The organism is Streptomyces sp. NPDC001787 (assembly GCF_040297465.1).
Classification (GTDB): Bacteria; Actinomycetota; Actinomycetes; order Streptomycetales; family Streptomycetaceae; genus Streptomyces.
The window spans coordinates 130,301-147,318 of sequence record NZ_JBEOZE010000005.1 but is presented as its reverse complement, the minus strand read 5'-3'; the positions used below and the strand labels follow the sequence as shown (position 1 = coordinate 147,318).

Genomic DNA, 17,018 nt, shown 5'->3' with positions numbered 1-17,018 from the left:
CGTCCCTATGCGGCAGACCGGAAGGCGGGCAGGTAGCCGCCCGACTGTCCCGCGGCCTTGGGGTGGTACGAGTTGTAGATCGGGATCGAGACGCTGTGGAGCCAGGCGTCACCGGAGCAGAGCTCGTGCCCGGAGAACTCGTCCGCCACGCCGGAGAAGGTGAACCCGGCGTCCGCGGCCCGCTTGGCCAGGACACCGTTCAGCACGTCCGACGCGTTGTTGATCGCACTGCGCTCGGTCTCGGTGAGCCCGGCGATGCAGCTGCCCGAGAGCTTGTAGAACCGCGGGTAGCCCAGCACGACCACATGGGCCTGCGGAGCCTTGGCCCGGATGCTGCCGTAGAGCGAGTCGAGGCGCGAGGGCAGGGAGGTCTGGATCTGCGAGACCGCCGAGTTCACGCTGCTGACACAGGTGGCCTCGCTGGACAGGACGCAGTCCTGCATGACGTCGGCGAACCCGACGTCATTGCCGCCCGCCGTGACGCTGACCAGCGATGTCGACGAACTCAGCACGCCCAGCTGGCTACTGGCGATGGAGCTGGTCGTCGCCCCCGAGCAGGCGACGAAGTCGAACGAGGCGGGGGAGTTCGCGGCTGCCCAGAGGTAGGGGTAGGCCTTGGTGCTGCGCCGGCAGTCGCCGCTGTCGGAGATATAGCTCCCCGCGCCGACGCCGGAGGAATAGGAGTCGCCGAGCGCCACATAGCCGCCCGCGGCGGCCGAGTCGGCGGCAGCGGCGGGCCCGGCGACACCGAGGGCGGCAACGGCCGCGACAGCCAGGGTGGAGACGGATGCCCAAATTCTTCGTACTGACATGGCTGCCAGCCCTTCGAAGTGTGGGAGTGGGTGGGGGGATTGGTGGAGCGCCCCAGTTTCTAGCAGCTCTTGGTACCCGCCGGTAATGGCCTGGCGAGAAGTCGTCTGATATGCCCGAATGATCGTTCGGGTGCCGGTGCTCCGCGCGTAGATAAACCCTCAAGTCGGTGTGAGAACCGGTAATTTCGGGGGAACTTTCGGCGGAACCTTCAGTGCCGCCGAGGAGTGGCGTGGGGGCACGACGCTATGACGTACGCGCGCACAGCGGTTACCCGGTCGGGGGCGGCACGGCGCACGGGAGTGCGGGGGTGCCTGGAGTGCCGGGGTGCCGGGGGTGCCGCCCCGAGCGCATCGTCGCGCCGGGCGAACCGGCCGATCGCGCGCCCAGTTCGCCGCCAAGGGACCGACCCCGAGGCTGACGCCGAAGCCGACTCGGAGGGACAGGCTCCGCGCACCGGCTCGGAGGGATCGGTTCGGAGGAACCGGCTCCGTGGACCGGCTCCGCGGACCGGCTTCCGGGGTCGGCCTCGATGGGGCCTCGGTCGGCGTCCGCCGAGTTCTCCGCGCGGTTGGGCACGGGGCGCGGGTAGGTCAGTTGTTTCTTATCTGGAATGCATGTTCGGTCAATTCTGGCTGAGGGGAAAGAAAACAGGCCACATCCGGTCCGGCCTGTTTGCCGGGACTCGGTTCGACGGCAGCATGACCAGGCTTGAGCGGTGCGATGCGCCGCGGAGCGGGAAGGCCGGGGGTACTGGTGAATCACGCATGGCCGCCGTCCACTTTCCTCGGCCGGTTGCGGGACTCGACGCGGGAAGAACTCCTGAGCCAGGGAACGCCGATGAATTATCCGCCGTCCCGCGCCCTGCTCCGGCAGGGAGACGACAGCCGGCACGTCCTGTTGATCACGAGGGGCGTCGTGAAGGTCGTCGCCAGCGCGGAGAGCGGTTACGACATGCTGCTCGCCGTCCGCATAGCGGGTGACCTGGTCGGTGAGATGGCGGCCTTCGAGGAGCGCCCCAGGTCCGGCACGGTGATCGCGTGCAGTGACGTGAACGCGCGGATCATCCAGGTGCGGGCGCTGGAGAGCTTCCTCTCCCGCCATCCGGACGCCCTGCGTGCCGTCCTCCATATGCAGTGCGCCCGGCTGCGCTGGGCCAACCGGCGCCGGATCGACTTCCAGGCGTACGACTCGCTGACCCGGTTGGCCAGGGTCCTGGCCGAGCTGAGCCAGGCCTACGCCCGCCCCGAACCGGACAGTGACGGCAAGCGCTGCGACCTCGGCGTGACGCTGACACAGAAGGAACTCGCCTCCCTGGCAGGCCTCAAGCTCAACACCGCGGAAAAGAACCTGGCCGTGCTGACGGCTCAGGGGCTGGTGGAACGCAGTTACCGAAACATAACCATCTGTGATGTTCCGAAGCTGCTTGAATTTGCCAAAGTCGTGGCCGAAAACCCGTACTGATACGGAATCACTTTACGTACGCACTCCTAGCCTTTCGGGCAGCACTTCGTGGGCAGCGTCTGCCCATCACCTGCCCAGAGAGGAAATGATCGGGTGGCTGCGTGGCCTGACTTCTATCCCTGCACCTGCATTGCCGTGGACGCGCAGGGCTACGGAAGCAACAACGACCGTAGGCAGTCCGAAATCCAGCACGATCTGCCGCGGCTTCTCGACCGCGCCGCCAGGAGGGCCGGTCTGGACCGCGCGCAGTGGCAGATCCAGCACAAGGGCGACGAGCAGCTGGCGGTGCGGCCCGTCGACGGCATGGAAGCGCGCCTGGTCGACGACTACATCCGCCATCTTGCCGCCGAGCTACGTGAGTTCAACGCCCAGCGGGTTCCCGAGGCGCGGCTGCGGCTGCGGGCCGTCATCCATCAGGGGCTGGTGGAGCTGGCCGACAACGGCTTCGCCGGTACGGCCGTGGTGGCCACGGCGCGTCTGCTGAACGCGGATCCGCTGTACGAGGCCCTGGCCGCGCACCCCGAGGCCGATCTGGTGCTGCTGCTGTCGGACGAGGTCTTCCGGTCCGTGGTGGCGGGCCGTCATACGACCCTGGTCCCCGAGGACTTCACCCGCGTCGCCGTCCAGGTGAAGGAGTACGAGGCCACGGCCTGGCTCCGGGTGCCCGCGCCCGGCGCATCCGCCGCCTCCTCGTACCGGCCCGGGACCGCGGGACACCAGCCCGGGACCACGGAGACGGGGAAATCCGTGGACCCTGCGTCGGGGGAGCCCGCGGCGGTCCGGCCGGAGCCGGCCGCCGCGGGCGGGTCCGGGGGAACGGGCACCAGCCACGAGTACCGGGCGGACAACATCAACGTCACCAATGTCGCCGGCTCCGTCGATGCCCGGGGTGCCGTCTTCGGCTTCGGGAGCTCCGGTGGCTGACGAACCGGACCCGCACGAAGGGCCGGCCGTGCCGCCCGTACCCGCTGCCGACGAGGACATCGCGCCGCCCCTGCCGGACGGCATCGCCGGTGAGCCGGAAGCGGGAGAGGACATCCCCGACCCGGATGCCGGCCCGGATGCCGGAGCGGATGCCGGACCGGACCCGGCTCCCGAGCGGCGCAAGGAGGCGGACGAACAGGAGGAGGACGACCGGGGCTACGACGATCTGCGCCGCGTCCACCAGCTGGTCAGCAACAACTTCTACGGCGTCGTCGACGCCTCCGGAGCGGCGTTCGGTTTCGGCGCCGCATCCTCCCCCGGTCTCGCCCCCGGCACGATCGAGCCCGAGGAGATGAACCGCGCTCTGCGCTTCTACGTCCCGCCGCAGCCCTGCTTCGACGAGGCGCTCGGGAAGTTGCGCGAGGACGCCTTCGTCGTGCTGACCGGGGAGGACAGCTGTGGTCGGGGCGCGGGTTCCCTGGCCCTGCTCAGGGAGATCCTGGGCGAGGAGGCCAGGCTGCGCAGCCTGTCGCCCGCCAACGCGCTCGCCGAGCTGGCCGCGTCGAGGGACCTCAAGCCGGGCCAGGGATACGTCATCCTCGACTACGTCGGCGAGCTGAACGTCGAGGCCGTACAGGCCTACTCGATCAGGCGGTTGAGCGAGGAACTGGGCCGCAAGGGGTCGTACCTGGTGATGACGGCGGGTGGCACGACCCGTCGGCGGCTGGCGCTGCGCGACCACTGCGTGCCGTGGCGGGCTCCGGACCCCGTGGAACTGTTCGAGCACTGCAGGGACCGGCTCCCGCGCAGCGCCCTCGCGCCGGACGTCGAACGGGAGCTGCGGGAGCGGGTCCGGGAACAGCGCCGGCCCGCGGACATGGTCGCGGCGGCCGAGGTCCTGTCCAGGGAGGGCGCGGAGGCGGCGCTGGACACCCTTCGCGACCGGTGCCGCGAGCTGGTGAGGGAGTTGTTCCGCAGGCAGCCGTGCGCGGACGACCTGATCCCGCTGGCGGCCCTGGCCTTCCTGGAAGGCATCCCGGAGCGGACGTTCGAGAAGCAGTGTGCTGTGTTCGCCGCCTTTGTGCGCGACTGGGAACAGAGCGGCGAGACACCGGCCGCGGAGCCGGACAGCGAGGGCAGGACGGCGTTGCGCGGTGCGGTCGCCCAGCAGTCCCGGGCCCGCTGGAAGGAACGCGCGGTGGGACTCGTGACCACCGAGCACCGGTCCGGTCCGGGCCGGAACGACGGGCGCGGCGAGCGGCATCTGGTCTTCACCGAACCGCGTGTCCGCGAGTTCGTCATCGCGGAGCTGCACGAGTTGTACGGCTACGAGCTCTGGTACCCGATGCGCCAGTGGCTGGCCGAGATGGCCCTGGTGGGTGATCTGGGCACCCGTACGGAGGTGGCCCGCGGCGTCGCGCTCCTGGCCCGGCACGCGCTCGCCGAGGTCGACGAGAACATGCTGAAGGTGTGGTCCGAAGGGCTCATCAGCCAGCGAGTGACCGCCGCGCTGACGCTGCAGTTCATGTGCGACACCGAGCATCTCGCTCCGCAGGCCCTGTACATAGCCCTGGGCTGGGCGGAGAACAGCGGGCCCCGCCGCGCCGTGACGTCGGCGATGGCGCTGACGGGCCGCCTCGGCTCCCTCTACCGCCTGGACGCGCTCAACCAGCTCTGGTCGCTGATGCGGCGCGGGGAGCGGATCGCGTTCTCGGCCCACCGTTCGCTGGTCCTGCTGCTGCAGTCCGCCGAACAGGAACCGGAACGCGCGCTGCTCATCCTCCGGTACGTACGGACCATGATCGCCCAGGCCGCGCGGGGGTCCAAGGAGCGGTCGATCGCGCTGCGGGCCGCCATCCAGCTCCTGCGGGCCGAACGGCCGGATGCCTCCGAACCCATCACCGCGGCCCTCCTGCGCACAGCCCCGGACAGCGCCCGTCACCTCGGGTCCCTGTGGGCGGATGTCCTGCACAGCGGCCATCGGAGCCGGGCGGTCAGCGCGCTGTGCCGGACGCTCGTGCAGCTGCGCGACGACCCCTCCGTCACCGACGCCGTACGCGCACTCGGCGAGGCCATGCGGAACGCGATGAGCGCGCCCCAGTGGGCCGCGCTGTGCCACCACCTGTCCATCGCCCTGAGACATCCCGACTACGCGATCCCCGGCGCCCGCCAGCTGGCGCAGGTGCTCCTCGGATCCCTGCGCGGCCGTTCGCCGGGGCACTACCGGCGCACCACCGCGTCCCTCATATCCACCCAGCCCTTCCCTTCCGCTCAAGGAGGCCGAAGCAAGTGAACTACCCCGTCATCGGCGAGCACATCCTGGCCACGGTCCAGGGCGCGTGGTGGTCCCGGCGTCGCCGCCGCGACGATGTGCCGGACCTGCCACCCGGCGCCGTCTACGTCTTCCGGGTCGGCGGGAACTACCGCCCGTACCCCGAGGGCATGGTGTTCGACCCGTCCCACCCCGACGTGATCGATGCCTCCTCCGTCAGCCTGGTCGACACCCGGGCGCGCCTGGTCGAGGTGGAGCGCACGCTCCCGTCGCTGAGCGAGGCGGACAACTTCACGGTGCGGACGTCCTTCACCTGCCAGGTGACCGATCCGACCGTCATCGCCCGGCAGGGCATCATCGATGTCACCGTTCCCCTGCGCGCCTACCTGGTGGCCGACGGGGACCTGCCGAGGGTGAGCGCCGGACACCGCGTGGAAGAGGTCAACGCGGTGCGGACCGAGGTCGGTCACCGTATGACCGCCTACAGCGCGATCGTGCCGCCGCGGGTCGCGGGGATGAGCGTGGAGTTCGTCAGCGCCGAGGTCCACGCCTCGCAGGACCTGCGGGACTGGGAGCAGAAGCTGCGCGATGAGCGACGCCTCTGGGAACTCCAGCGGGGGCAGCGTGACTTCGAGACCCAGGACGCGCTCCGGATCGCGGAACTGCTCTCCCAGGGCTCCGATCATGTGGACGCCTTCGGCATCGCCCGGAAGGAGATCGACGTCACCGCGGCGGCGGCCCGCATCCACCGGACCACCCAGGAGAAGTCGGCCCGCAGCCACGAGGCCGACACGTCGGACCGGACCCACGCGCAGGCGCGGGAGACCGCGGAGGCGCAACTGCGCCGCGAAATGCTGCTGACGCTGCTGCGGCAGATGGGCGGCAGCGAGTACGTCGACCTTCAACAGGTCCTCGAACAGGTCATGCGGGAGATGGGCAGCCCGAGCGAACCCGGCGTCGGGATCGCCGCCGGCGCCGGCCGCATGGTCGAGTCGGGACCGATGAACTCCGCTCGTACGGCAGCGGGCCGGAACGGCTCGCGCGACCCGCAGGGCGGTTTCGTCAAGGACGAGGACGATCTCGTTGACTGACATCCTGACGAACCCTGTGACGGCCCCCGACACGGCGGACCGACAGGGCACCGGCCACGATGCCGCCGCGCGTACCGCCGGCCGCCGGGCCGCCGCCCGCACCGCCGAGGGCGGGCCCGCCGCACACCCCACCGGGGACGGCACCCCCGCCCGTACCGCCCGTCGCCCCCACGGCTTCGATGCCGCACGACGGCTGCGGTCCCTGACCGGCGTCGACGAGGAACTGCTCGCCAGGGTCAGGTACGAGCGGAGCAAGTACACGGCCCTGGGCGGGGTGGTGCTCGGCACATCCGTCATCGCGGCGTTCTCCATGTGGAACTTCGCGACCGAGGCGCTCGGCGGGTTCTCGCCGGTGGTCCTCGTCCCGACGGTCATCTGGATGCTGTTCGTGCTCAACCTCGACCGCTGGCTGGTCACTCCGCAGCCCAACGCACGGCGACGGCTCGGCCCCCTTCTCACGCGCCTGCTGATCGCCCTGATGCTCGGCATGGTGATCGCCGAGCCCCTGGTACTGCGCATCTTCCAGACGGCCATCGAGCAGCACGTCGCCGACGAACGTACGGACACGATCGACCGGTTGCGTACGAACCTGGTGCGCTGCAACCCCGTACCGTCCACGACGCGGACCGTCACCCCGAAGGGCTGCGGCAGCTCGTACGTCCTCTCGTTCGGCAATACGCCCGGCGAACGGGTCGAGGAACTGACCGCCCTGCGTGCGGACGCCGCCGTCCTGCAGAAGCGGGTGGACCGTGACACCGCAAGGCTGGAGGGCATCGACTCCGACGTACGCGACGAGTGCCGCAAGCTGATCCGTATGGCTGCCACCGGCCTGTACCAGCGGACGTCGGAGTGCCTGCGCCTGCGCGACAAGGCGCAGGACTACCGGGCGACCCACCGCACCAGCGAGAACGAGAAGCGGCTGGCCCGTATGAACAGGCGGACCCTGGAGATCGAGGCCGAACAGACCGTGTCCCGCGGTGCCTTCCTCACGGCACGGGCCGACGGCATCGAGCGGCGGCTGGGCGAGGAACGCGCCAAGCAGAAGGGGATCGGTGTCCTGGAACGGATGCGGGCGCTCGACCGGCTCGCGGCCGGGAACCCGGTGCTGTTCGTGGGCATCTGGCTGGTCCGCCTGCTGTTCGTACTCCTCGATGTGCTCCCCGTGCTGGTGAAGTACCTGAGCGGCGAGTCCGCGTACGACCGCATGCTCACCAGCGCGAGCAACAGCGCCGTCAAGATCCACGACGAGGAGGCCCGGCTCGCCGAGCGCCGGGCCATGGCGAACATCGAGATCGCTCAGGACGCCATCGAACAGGAGGTCCGGCGGCACCGCGCCGAGTCGGAGGCGGCGCTCCGGGAACACACCGCAGCGATGAACATCCGGGTCCGGCAGGCGGTGAACGCGCTGGAGGACGAGATCCGCCGCTCGTCGGCGGTCTGACACATCCGCCTGCGCCGGCCGGGAACACAGCAGCCGGGAACACGGCAACCAGGAACACGGCAACCAGAGACACAGCACCACGGCCGCCCCGCATGCCGGGGCGGCCGCCCGACACCGACCGGAACGGAGGGGGAAGCATGACCACACCCGGGGGCGACGCCGGCCCGGACAACGACGCCGCGGCGGACCACAGCGCGGAACTCGCGAGGGTCCTGCTGTCCGAGGCCCGTGAGGAACTCACGAAGGCCGACAGCAAAGCCGGCCTCATACTCGCGTCCCTGGGCGCGGCCCTGACCGCCCTGCTCGGCGCGATCGGCAGCGGCGTCATCGCCCTGCGGCAGTACTCCGTCGTCCCGCAGTTCTTCCTCTGGCTGGCCTGCGCCGCCTGCGTACCGGCACTCGTCCTGCTGGGCCTGGCCATCACCCCGCGGCTCGGCAGTCCCCACTACGCCCGCACGCACTACTTCGGCGACGCGAGACTCGCGATGTCCGCCGCTCACCTGGAGCGGACGGTGCGCCGCACCGATGTCGTGTCCCGGGACCTGAGCCAGCTGGCGATCCTGTCCCAGATCGCCTGGACCAAATACCGTTGCATACGCCACGCACTCTTCTGGGGCACGGTCTTCTTCGCGTCCGCGCTGCTGGGCATTGTGATCGGAGCATCGACCTGAGAGGGAAGGTCCCCAGCGCCACAGCGTCGCCCGAGAAATGGCGGACCACCCGGTCATCGGACCTGAGCCGGCCCCCAAAGAGCCCCGGAAACCACTCAGGGGCCCGACCCGCTCTCGCGGATCAGGCCCCTGACCTGGTCTTACAGCTGTCGGGGTGGCGGGATTTGAACCCACGACCTCTTCGTCCCGAACGAAGCGCGCTGCCAAGCTGCGCTACACCCCGATGTCCACCGGTCTCCCGGCGACATCGATTACTTTAGCCCACCCGCGCCCGGAGGCGAAATCTGCTTTCTCCGGGCGCCGGGGATACCCCGGTGGGCGTCAGTCGCGGGGGGTCAGGGTCAGGAGGGTCACCTCGGGGGGGCAGGCGAAGCGGACCGGGGTGTAGCGGTTGGTGCCGCAGCCTGCGGAGACGTGGAGATAGGCGCGCTTGGACCCCACCGTGTGGCTGGACAGGCCCTTCACCCGGTCGGTGTCGAGGTCGCAGTTGGTGACGAGCGCTCCGTAGAACGGGATGCAGAGCTGGCCGCCGTGTGTGTGGCCCGCCAGGATCAGCGGGTATCCGTCCGCCGTGAAGGCGTCCAGGGAGCGCAGGTACGGGGCGTGGACCACGCCGATCGAGAGGTCGGCGCCCGTCTCGGGGCCGCCCGCCACCTCCGCGTAGCGGTCCCGCCTGATGTGCGGGTCGTCCAGCCCGGTGAACGCGATCTCCAGGCCGTCGGCCTTGAGCCGGCCGCGGGTGTTGGACAGCCCCAGCCAGCCCGCCTCGTCGAAGGCGTCGCGCATCGGCTCCCACGGGTTGTGCACGACCCCCACCGCCGGGGCGTTTCCGTTGAGGCCGTGCTTGCCCTGGACCTTCTCCAGGAGGTACCGGGCCGGGTTGCGGAGCTTGGGGCCGTAGTAGTCGTTGGAGCCGAAGACGTACACCCCCGGGAACTCCATCAGCGGACCGAGCGCGTCCAGCACCTCCGGTACGGCCTCCGGGTCGGAGAGGTTGTCGCCGGTGTTCACGACGAAGTCGGGGCGCAGCCCGGCCAGCGACTGCAACCAGGCCCGCTTCTTGCGCTGGCCGCTCACCATGTGGATGTCGGAGACCTGGAGCACGCGCAACGGGCGTGCCCCGTGCGGGAGTACGGGGACGGTGACCCGCCGCAGACGGAACGAGCGGGCCTCGAATCCGGCGGCGTAGGCGAGGCCGGCAGCGCCGACCGCCGCGCCGACTGCCGTGACTTTCAGGGGTACTCCGTAGCGTGCGCGCATGCGCCCATCGTCGCAGACACGGTGCGGCGAGCGGAAAACCGGCGGGCGGCGGGCGGCCCGCACCTGTCACAATCGCGTCATGACCACGCTCAAGTCCAAGCTCAAGGAAGACCTCCACACGGCCATGAAGGCGCGCGACGAGCTGACCTCGTCCACCCTTCGGCTCACCCTGACCGCGATCACCAAGGAAGAGGTCAGCGGCAAGACGGCGCGCGAGCTCTCCGACGACGAGGTGCAGAAGGTGATCGCCAAGGAGGCGAAGAAGCGCCGCGAGGCGGCCGAGGCCTTCGCCCAGGGCGGCCGGACCGAGCAGGCGGAGCGGGAGAAGGCGGAGGGCGAGCTGCTCGACGGCTATCTGCCCAAGCAGCTGTCCGACGACGAGCTGAACGCCATCGTCGCGTCCGCCGTCGAAGAGGCGAGGAGCGCCGGGGCCGAGGGGCCGCGGGCGATGGGTGCCGTCATGAAGATCGTGAACCCGAAGGTCGCCGGACTCGCCGAGGGTGGCCGCGTCGCCGCCGCGGTGAAGAAGCTCCTCGCGGGCTGAGAGGGTCTGCCGGGGCCGCGTGCCGGGTGGCCCGTGTACCGCCCGGCAGGGCAGTCCCTGTGCCGTCGGGCAGTCCGTGTGGCACCCGGCGGGCAGCCCCTGTGCCACCCCGGCAGTCCGTGTGCCGCCCGGCAGGGCAGTCTCTGTGCCGCCCGGCAGCCTCTGTGCCCGCTGCCTCGGTGCCGGCGCCGTACCCCCGTACACAGACGAGAGTGGGGCCTCCCGGTCGATCGTGACCGACCGGGAGGCCCCACTGTCGTACCTACGGACGCCTGACGGGTCAGGGACCGTTCGTGCCGTTGCCGTTGTTGCCGCGGGAGTCGCCGCCGTTGCCGAACCCGCCCGGCGGGATGCTGATGCCGGGGAACGGGTTGCCGCCGCCGGGCTTGCCGTCCTCGCGGTCCTCGTGGTCCTCGTCCCGGTCCCGGCCCTTCTCCTTGTCCTCCTTGGGCTTCGCCCGGGGGACGGAGACAGGGGTGAAGGAAGGCGTTTCGGAGGCGTTCAGCGCCCCGGTCATCGCGATCTTCCAGATCGGTCCCGGGAGGCAGCCACCACAGACCTTGTCGTAGTACTGGCCGCCGATGGTGACACCGAACATCGAGCTCTTCTCGCCGATGTCGTCACCCACCCACACCGCCGTGGAGAGGTTGGGGGTGTACCCGACGAACCAGGCGTCCTTGCGGTCGTTCGTCGTACCGGTCTTGCCGGCGTTGTCGCGGTCGCTGAGCCCGGCCTGCGTACCGGTGCCGTCCTCGACGACGCCCTTGAGCATCTGGTTGATCGTGTCGGCGGTCCGCTCGCTCATCGCCCGCGAGCACGAGGACTTCGGCACCTTGAGCTTCTTGCCGTTGGCGTCGGTGATCGACTCGATGGCGATCGGCGTGCAGTACGTGCCGCGGTTGGCGAACGTCGCGTACGCGGCGGCCATCGAGAGCGGCGTGCTCACCTCACCGCCGAGGGTGATCGACGGGTTCTCGCCGATCTCCTTGCCGTCGCCCCGCTCGTACCCCATCTTCTTCGCCATCTTGACCGTGTCGCAGAGTCCGGCCTTCTGCTCCAGCAGCGCGAAGTAGGTGTTGATGGACTTGCCGAGCGCGCTCGTCATGTCCCAGGAGCCCTTCTCCGACTCCATCTCGTTCTGCAGGTCCCAGTTGCCGCCACCGGCGGTGGAGCCCGAGCAGGTGGTGAAGGAACTCATCGGGACCGAGAGCTTCCAGTCCGTGGAGAACGACGTGGCCGGGCTGATGCCCTTCTCCAGTGCCGCCGCCGCGGTGATCGGCTTGAACGTCGAGCCGACCTGGAAGCCGTAGGTGCTGCCGCCCATCTTGTTGCTGACGGAGAGGTTGAGCACCGTCTCGTTCTTCTTCTGGTCCAGGCCGTAGGGGCGGGACTGGCCCATGGAGAGGATCTTGCCGGTGCCGGGCTGGAGCTGCACCACCGACGCCGCGAACCTGTCGTCCTTGTTGACCTTCGCGGTGGCGGCCTCGTTCGCGGCCTGCTGCGCGCGCGGGTCCAGCGTGGTCCTGATGGTCAGACCGCCGAGGTTCCAGAGCTTCGAACGCTCCTCCTCGGTCTTGCCGAACGCCGGGTCACGCAGGATCGCCTTGCGTACGTAGTCGCAGAAGAACCCGGAGCCGCTGACGGCGGTGATGCAGCCGTTCTTCGGCTTCTTGACCTTCAGCTTGATCGGAGTGGCCATGGCCTTCTCCGCCTCGGCCTGCGAGATGCTGCGGACGGCGGCCATCCGGGCGAGCACGGTGTTGCGGCGCTTGGTCGCTTCCTCCGCGTCGTTGACCGGGTCGTAACGGCTCGGCGACTGGACGACGCCGGCGAGCAGCGCGGCCTCCTCCAGCTTCAGGTCCTTGGCGTGCTTGGAGAAGTACCGCTGGGACGCGGCCTCGATGCCGTACGCCTGCTGCCCGAAGAACGTGATGTTGAGGTAGTTCTCCAGGATCTTCTTCTTGCCCAGCTCCTCCTCGACCTGGATCGCGTACTTCAGCTCGCGGACCTTGCGGCCCAGGGTCTGCTGGGTGGCCTCCGCGACCTTCTCCGGATCGTCGCCCGCCTCCTCGACGAAGACGTTCTTCACGTACTGCTGGGTGAGGGTCGACGCGCCCTGCGCGGCCCCGCCCGCCTGCACGTTGCGGTTCATCGCGCGCAGGATGCCCTTGAGGTCGACCGCCCCGTGCTCGTAGAAGCGGGAGTCCTCGATCGCGATGATCGCGTCCTGCATGTACGGGGAGATGTCCTTGAGGGGGACGACGGTGCGGTCGCGCGAGTAGACCGTCGCGAGCGCGCCGCCCTCGCGGTCGAGGATCGTGGTGCGCTGACTGAGCGGTGGAGTCTTGAGGTTGGAGGGGATTTCGTCGAATCCCTCGACCGTCCCCTTGGCGGCGAGGCCCAGTGCTCCGGCCGCGGGCAGCGCGATGCCCGCCAGCACAGCTCCGGAGAGTGCGGCGACACCGAGGAACTTGGCGGCCTGCTGGGTCGTCGTGAGACCCCCGCCCGAGCGCTTCTTTGGCATGGGGGCAGCCTACGTTCTCATTCGCCGGACAGGCGTATATGCATTGGCCTAAGCTGCTCTCAACTGTCACAGCAGTCCGGTTACGTATCAAGGCCCATGCACAATTTCTGGTCATTCTCCGTCAGGCCGTAGCGCACCCGAGCCATCCACCGAGACGTTCCCGAAAACGCCTCGTGTGTCATGGAACGTCCGCTGCAACTCGGGTGTATTGTCCCGATTTCGCGGAGATAGTCCCGCATGTCCTCACCTCACTCCCCTGGGTGATCTGCCGCGTACGCATAGTCCGTTCGGACCATTCAAGATTGGGCCCGAAGGGGGTGTTGTGCTGTCCCCACCTTCCGTAACGTCCTCAACTGGCAGCGGTGAATATGCCGCTGCCGCCGTGGGGGAGCCTCGATTCGGGAGAGGACGGCGCCGGCATGGGCTGGGTAACCGACTGGAGTGCGCAGGCAGCCTGCCGCACTACCGATCCGGATGAACTGTTCGTACAAGGGGCAGCGCAGAACAGGGCCAAGGCGGTGTGCACCGGATGTCCGGTGCGGACCGAGTGCCTGGCCGATGCGCTCGACAATCGCGTCGAATTCGGCGTGTGGGGCGGAATGACGGAGCGGGAAAGACGCGCACTGCTGCGCCGTCGCCCCACCGTCACGTCCTGGCGCCGACTGTTGGAGACCGCGCGTAGCGAGTACGAGCGGTCGACGGGCATCCTGCCCGCGGTGATCGGTCTGGAGGACGACGAACTGCACGAGACGTACGCCGCCGCCGGGTAGCCCAGGGATACCGCTGGGACACCCCTGTGTGGGGCACGGCGTGTCCGTGCCGATGTGCTTGGCTACGCGGCTCCGTGCGTGGTCCGACCGGAGCCGGCCGCGAGTCGCTCACCGATGGCCCGAAGACCTGCGAGGTCGTGCACATCACCGGGCAGGGCCGCCACTTCCGTCACCAGGACCTCCGGGTGCAGCGCGGCGAAGCGGTCGCGGGTGTGCTGCTCGCGCGCGACGACCTGCATGCGCTCGGCGTGCAGCCGCAACAGACCTGCGGTCAGCTCTTCGACAGGGACCGCGGCAAGGACGTTCTCGGATTCGGAGCCGGGCTGGGGGCCAGGACCGGGGCGGGGATCGGGGCCGGGTTCCGGTCCGGCGTGCGGCTCATGTACACGTGCGGGATCGGCTGAGGCGTCGGACTCGGATGCGGCGTCGGGCTCGGACGTGAGGTCGGGCTCGGGGGAGAGCGGCGGGTCACCAAGGGCAGCCTTCCCTGCCGTCTGATCGACAATGCGGGCCTCTTCAAGATTTTCCGCAGCGGCCAGCGCCCGCTCGGCGGAAAGACGTGAAGCCTCGCTGCCATGGACCCGGTTGAGGACGAGGCCGGCCAGCGGCATGTCCTCGGCAGCCAGCCGTTCCACGAAATACGCGGCCTCCCGCAGCGCGTCCCGCTCCGGGGTCGCGACCACGAGGAACGCCGTACCGGGCGCCTGGAGCAGCTTGTACGTGGCATCGGCCCGCGTGCGGAAACCGCCGAACATCGTGTCCATCGCCGCGACGAAGGTCTGTACGTCCCGCAGGAACTGGCCGCCGAGCAGCTTGCCCAGCGTCCCCGTCATCATCGACATGCCCACATTGAGGAACTTCATCCCCGCCCGGCCGCCCACCTTCGCGGGCGCCATCAGCAGCCGGATGAACTTGCCGTCCAGGAACGAACCCAGCCGCTTCGGCGCGTCCAGGAAGTCCAGCGCGGAGCGCGAGGGCGGGGTGTCGACGATGATCAGGTCCCACTCGTCGCGCGCCCTCAGCTGCCCGAGCTTCTCCATCGCCATGTACTCCTGCGTACCGGCGAACCCGGCCGAAAGGGACTGGTAGAAGGGGTTCTCCAGGATCGCGCGGGCCCGCTCGGCGTCCGTGTGGGCCTCGACGGTCTCGTCGAAGGTCCGCTTCATGTCGAGCATCATGGCGTGCAGTTCGCCGTCGCCCTCGATGTCCTCGACCCGGCGCGGGATGTTGTCCAGCTGGTCGATGCCCATCGACTGGGCGAGCCGGCGGGCCGGGTCGATGGTGAGGACGACGACCTTCCGGCCGCGCTCCGCCGCCCGTACACCGAGCGCCGCCGCGGTCGTGGTCTTGCCGACCCCGCCCGAGCCGCAGCACACGACGATCCGGATGCCCGGGTCGTCGAGCAGCGCGTCGGTGTCCAGCCCGGGTGCCGCGTCCGCGGCCGTCACGACCGGGGTCATGAGCCCACCTCTTCCCCTGCGCCCTGTTTACGGAGCTCCGCGGCCAGTTCGTACAGCGCGGCGAGGTCCACGCCCTCGCCGACCAGCGGGAGCTCGACGGCCGGCACCCCGAGACCGGCCAGCACGGCGCGCTGCTCCCGCTCCAGGCCGACCCGCTGGGCGTGCTCGGCGGCCTGCTCGACCAGCGGTCGTACGAGCGCGGCGGAACCGGTCACTCCGGCCCGGGTCAACGTCTTCGCGATCTCCTTGCGACGGCCGCCCGAAGCGGTGCGCAGCGCGTCCTCGTCCAGCAGGTGCGGGCGCACCATGTTCACGACGACCCGGCCCACGGGCAGCTCGGCGGCCCGGAGCTCGGCGATACCGTCCACCGTCTCCTGGACCGGCATCTCCTCCAGGAGGGTCACCAGATGGACGGCGGTCTCCGGGGACTTCAGGACCCGCATCACGGCCTGGGCCTGATGGTGTATCGGGCCGATCCTGGCCAGTCCCGCCACTTCGTCGTTCACGTTGAGGAAGCGGGTGATGCGGCCGGTCGGCGGGGCGTCCATGATCACGTGGTCGTAGACGAACCGTCCCTGCTTGTCCTTGCGGCGGACGGCTTCGCACGCCTTGCCCGTCAGCAGGACGTCGCGGACCCCGGGGGCGATGGTGGTGGCGAAGTCGATGGCGCCGAGCTTCTTCAGGGCCCGGCCCGCGCTGCCCAGCTTGTAGAACATCTGGAGGTAGTCGAGAAGTGCGCGCTCGGCGTCGATCGCGAGGGCGTACACCTCGCCGCCCCCGGACGCGGAGGCGATCTTCCGCTCCTCGTAGGGAAGCGCATCCGACTCGAAGAGCTGGGCGATGCCCTGCCTGCCCTCGACCTCGACGAGAAGGGTGCGCCTGCCCTCGGTCGCGAGGGCGAGCGCGAGGGCGGCGGCCACCGTCGTCTTACCGGTACCGCCCTTGCCGCTGACGACCTGGAACCTGCTCACGTATTCGAGCCTAACCAGTCCGGCCCCGGGCTACGCACGAGACCGTACGTGCCAGGTATTACAGTCGGCCCATGACCAAGTGGGAATACGCGACCGTGCCCCTTCTCGTGCACGCGACCAAGCAGATTCTGGACACCTGGGGCGAGGACGGCTGGGAGCTGGTCCAGGTCGTCCCCGGCCCGAACAACCCCGAGCAGCTCGTGGCCTACCTGAAGCGGGAGAAGGCGTAGTGGCGGGCGCCGTCGAGGCGAAGCTCGCCGAACTCGGCCTGACCCTGCCGGGGGTCGTGCCGCCGCTGGCCTCGTACCAGCCGGCCGTGCGCTCCGGGGTGTACGTGTACACCTCGGGCCAGCTGCCGATGGTGGACGGCAAGCTCGCCGTCACCGGCAAGGTCGGCGCCGAGGTGACGCCGGACGAGGCGAAGGAGCTGGCCAGGATCTGCGCGCTCAACGCGCTGGCCGCCGTGAAGTCGGTCGCGGGCGACCTGGACCGGATCGCGCGGGTCGTGAAGGTCGTGGGCTTCGTCGCCTCGGCCGCCGACTTCACCGGGCAGCCGGCCGTGATCAACGGCGCGAGCGAGCTGCTGGGCGAGGTGCTCGGCGACAAGGGCGTGCACGCGCGCAGCGCCGTGGGCGTCGCGGTGCTGCCGCTGGACGCACCCGTCGAGGTCGAGGTCCAGGTCGAGCTGGTCGAGGCCTGAGAGACCACTGGGCGGTGCGCTGCCGGTGCGGAGACGTGCGCTGCCGTGCTGTGCGCCGCTGTGCGGTGAGTGAAGACGTGGTGATCCCGTCCGGTCGAGAGACCGGGCGGGATCTT

At 69.7% G+C, this 17,018-nt stretch carries 15 protein-coding genes and 1 tRNA gene; 10 read left to right on the top strand and 6 right to left on the bottom strand.

Translation table 11 applies throughout. From position 1 onward, the window contains the following. Window positions 1–5: 5 nt before the first annotated feature. Window positions 6–812 carry an SGNH/GDSL hydrolase family protein gene (locus ABT170_RS09270; RefSeq protein WP_351865428.1) on the bottom strand — a complete coding sequence of 269 codons (807 nt, stop codon included), beginning with the start codon at window positions 810–812 and terminating at the stop codon, window positions 6–8. Window positions 813–1,650: 838 nt separating this feature from the next. On the opposite strand from ABT170_RS09270, the gene ABT170_RS09265 reads away from it, so the two are divergent. From ABT170_RS09265 to ABT170_RS09240, 6 genes are all read left to right on the top strand, one after another. Further along, window positions 1,651–2,274, top strand: coding sequence for a Crp/Fnr family transcriptional regulator (locus tag ABT170_RS09265; protein ID WP_329942852.1), 624 nt, complete (start codon window positions 1,651–1,653; stop codon window positions 2,272–2,274). A 93-nt stretch (window positions 2,275–2,367) separates the two neighbouring features. Further along, entirely contained in the window at window positions 2,368–3,198 is an 831-nt protein-coding gene (locus tag ABT170_RS09260) for a hypothetical protein (RefSeq protein WP_351865425.1), read from the top strand. After that, window positions 3,191–5,491: a hypothetical protein gene (locus ABT170_RS09255; protein WP_351865422.1), complete on the top strand. Its 2,301-nt coding sequence runs from the start codon at window positions 3,191–3,193 to the stop codon at window positions 5,489–5,491. The genes ABT170_RS09260 and ABT170_RS09255 overlap by 8 nt, the downstream gene beginning before the upstream one ends. Beyond that, window positions 5,488–6,561 (top strand): hypothetical protein, encoded by a 1,074-nt coding sequence (locus tag ABT170_RS09250; protein WP_329942855.1) that lies wholly within the window; start codon window positions 5,488–5,490, stop codon window positions 6,559–6,561. The genes ABT170_RS09255 and ABT170_RS09250 overlap by 4 nt, the downstream gene beginning before the upstream one ends. Further along, window positions 6,554–8,002 (top strand): DUF4407 domain-containing protein, encoded by a 1,449-nt coding sequence (locus ABT170_RS09245; protein ID WP_329942856.1) that lies wholly within the window; start codon window positions 6,554–6,556, stop codon window positions 8,000–8,002. Before ABT170_RS09250 ends, ABT170_RS09245 begins: the two co-directional genes overlap by 8 nt. A 137-nt stretch (window positions 8,003–8,139) precedes the next feature. Then, entirely contained in the window at window positions 8,140–8,673 is a 534-nt protein-coding gene (locus tag ABT170_RS09240) for a Pycsar system effector family protein (RefSeq protein WP_329942857.1), read from the top strand. Between the two features lie 149 nt (window positions 8,674–8,822). Here ABT170_RS09240 and ABT170_RS09235 read toward each other — a convergent pair. Both ABT170_RS09235 and ABT170_RS09230 read right to left on the bottom strand, forming a co-directional pair. Continuing rightward, window positions 8,823–8,896, bottom strand: a tRNA-Pro gene (locus ABT170_RS09235). Window positions 8,897–8,994: 98 nt separating this feature from the next. Then, window positions 8,995–9,933 carry a metallophosphoesterase gene (locus ABT170_RS09230; RefSeq protein WP_329942889.1) on the bottom strand — a complete coding sequence of 313 codons (939 nt, stop codon included), beginning with the start codon at window positions 9,931–9,933 and terminating at the stop codon, window positions 8,995–8,997. A gap of 79 nt (window positions 9,934–10,012) precedes the next feature. On the opposite strand from ABT170_RS09230, the gene ABT170_RS09225 reads away from it, so the two are divergent. Next, window positions 10,013–10,477 carry a GatB/YqeY domain-containing protein gene (locus ABT170_RS09225; RefSeq protein WP_329942890.1) on the top strand — a complete coding sequence of 155 codons (465 nt, stop codon included), beginning with the start codon at window positions 10,013–10,015 and terminating at the stop codon, window positions 10,475–10,477. Window positions 10,478–10,757: 280 nt separating this feature from the next. Here the strand turns inward: ABT170_RS09225 and ABT170_RS09220 are convergent, their stop codons facing one another. Continuing rightward, on the bottom strand, window positions 10,758–13,001 hold the full coding sequence (locus ABT170_RS09220; protein WP_329942891.1) for a transglycosylase domain-containing protein: 2,244 nt from the start codon (window positions 12,999–13,001) through the stop codon (window positions 10,758–10,760). A gap of 419 nt (window positions 13,002–13,420) precedes the next feature. Between ABT170_RS09220 and ABT170_RS09215 the strand changes: the two genes are divergently transcribed. Continuing rightward, window positions 13,421–13,771, top strand: a complete 351-nt coding sequence (locus tag ABT170_RS09215) for a WhiB family transcriptional regulator (protein ID WP_266927671.1) — start codon at window positions 13,421–13,423, stop codon at window positions 13,769–13,771. A 62-nt stretch (window positions 13,772–13,833) separates the two neighbouring features. Here the strand turns inward: ABT170_RS09215 and bagB are convergent, their stop codons facing one another. After that, the gene (gene bagB, locus ABT170_RS09210) at window positions 13,834–15,231 is read right to left on the bottom strand and encodes an ATPase BagB (RefSeq protein ID WP_351865416.1); all 1,398 of its coding nucleotides are present in this window, start codon (window positions 15,229–15,231) and stop codon (window positions 13,834–13,836) included. Continuing rightward, a complete protein-coding gene (gene bagA / locus ABT170_RS09205; protein WP_329942893.1) occupies window positions 15,228–16,202 on the bottom strand; it encodes an ATPase BagA in 975 nt (324 codons plus the stop codon). The genes bagB and bagA overlap by 4 nt, the downstream gene beginning before the upstream one ends. Before the next feature lie 71 nt (window positions 16,203–16,273). Here bagA and sp36 point away from each other — a divergent pair, with 71 nt between their 5' ends. After that, a complete protein-coding gene (sp36, locus tag ABT170_RS09200) occupies window positions 16,274–16,432 on the top strand; it encodes a Sp36 family protein (protein ID WP_003967454.1) in 159 nt (52 codons plus the stop codon). Then, window positions 16,432–16,902 (top strand): RidA family protein, encoded by a 471-nt coding sequence (locus tag ABT170_RS09195; RefSeq protein ID WP_266922524.1) that lies wholly within the window; start codon window positions 16,432–16,434, stop codon window positions 16,900–16,902. The genes sp36 and ABT170_RS09195 overlap by 1 nt, the downstream gene beginning before the upstream one ends. Window positions 16,903–17,018 lie beyond the last annotated feature (116 nt).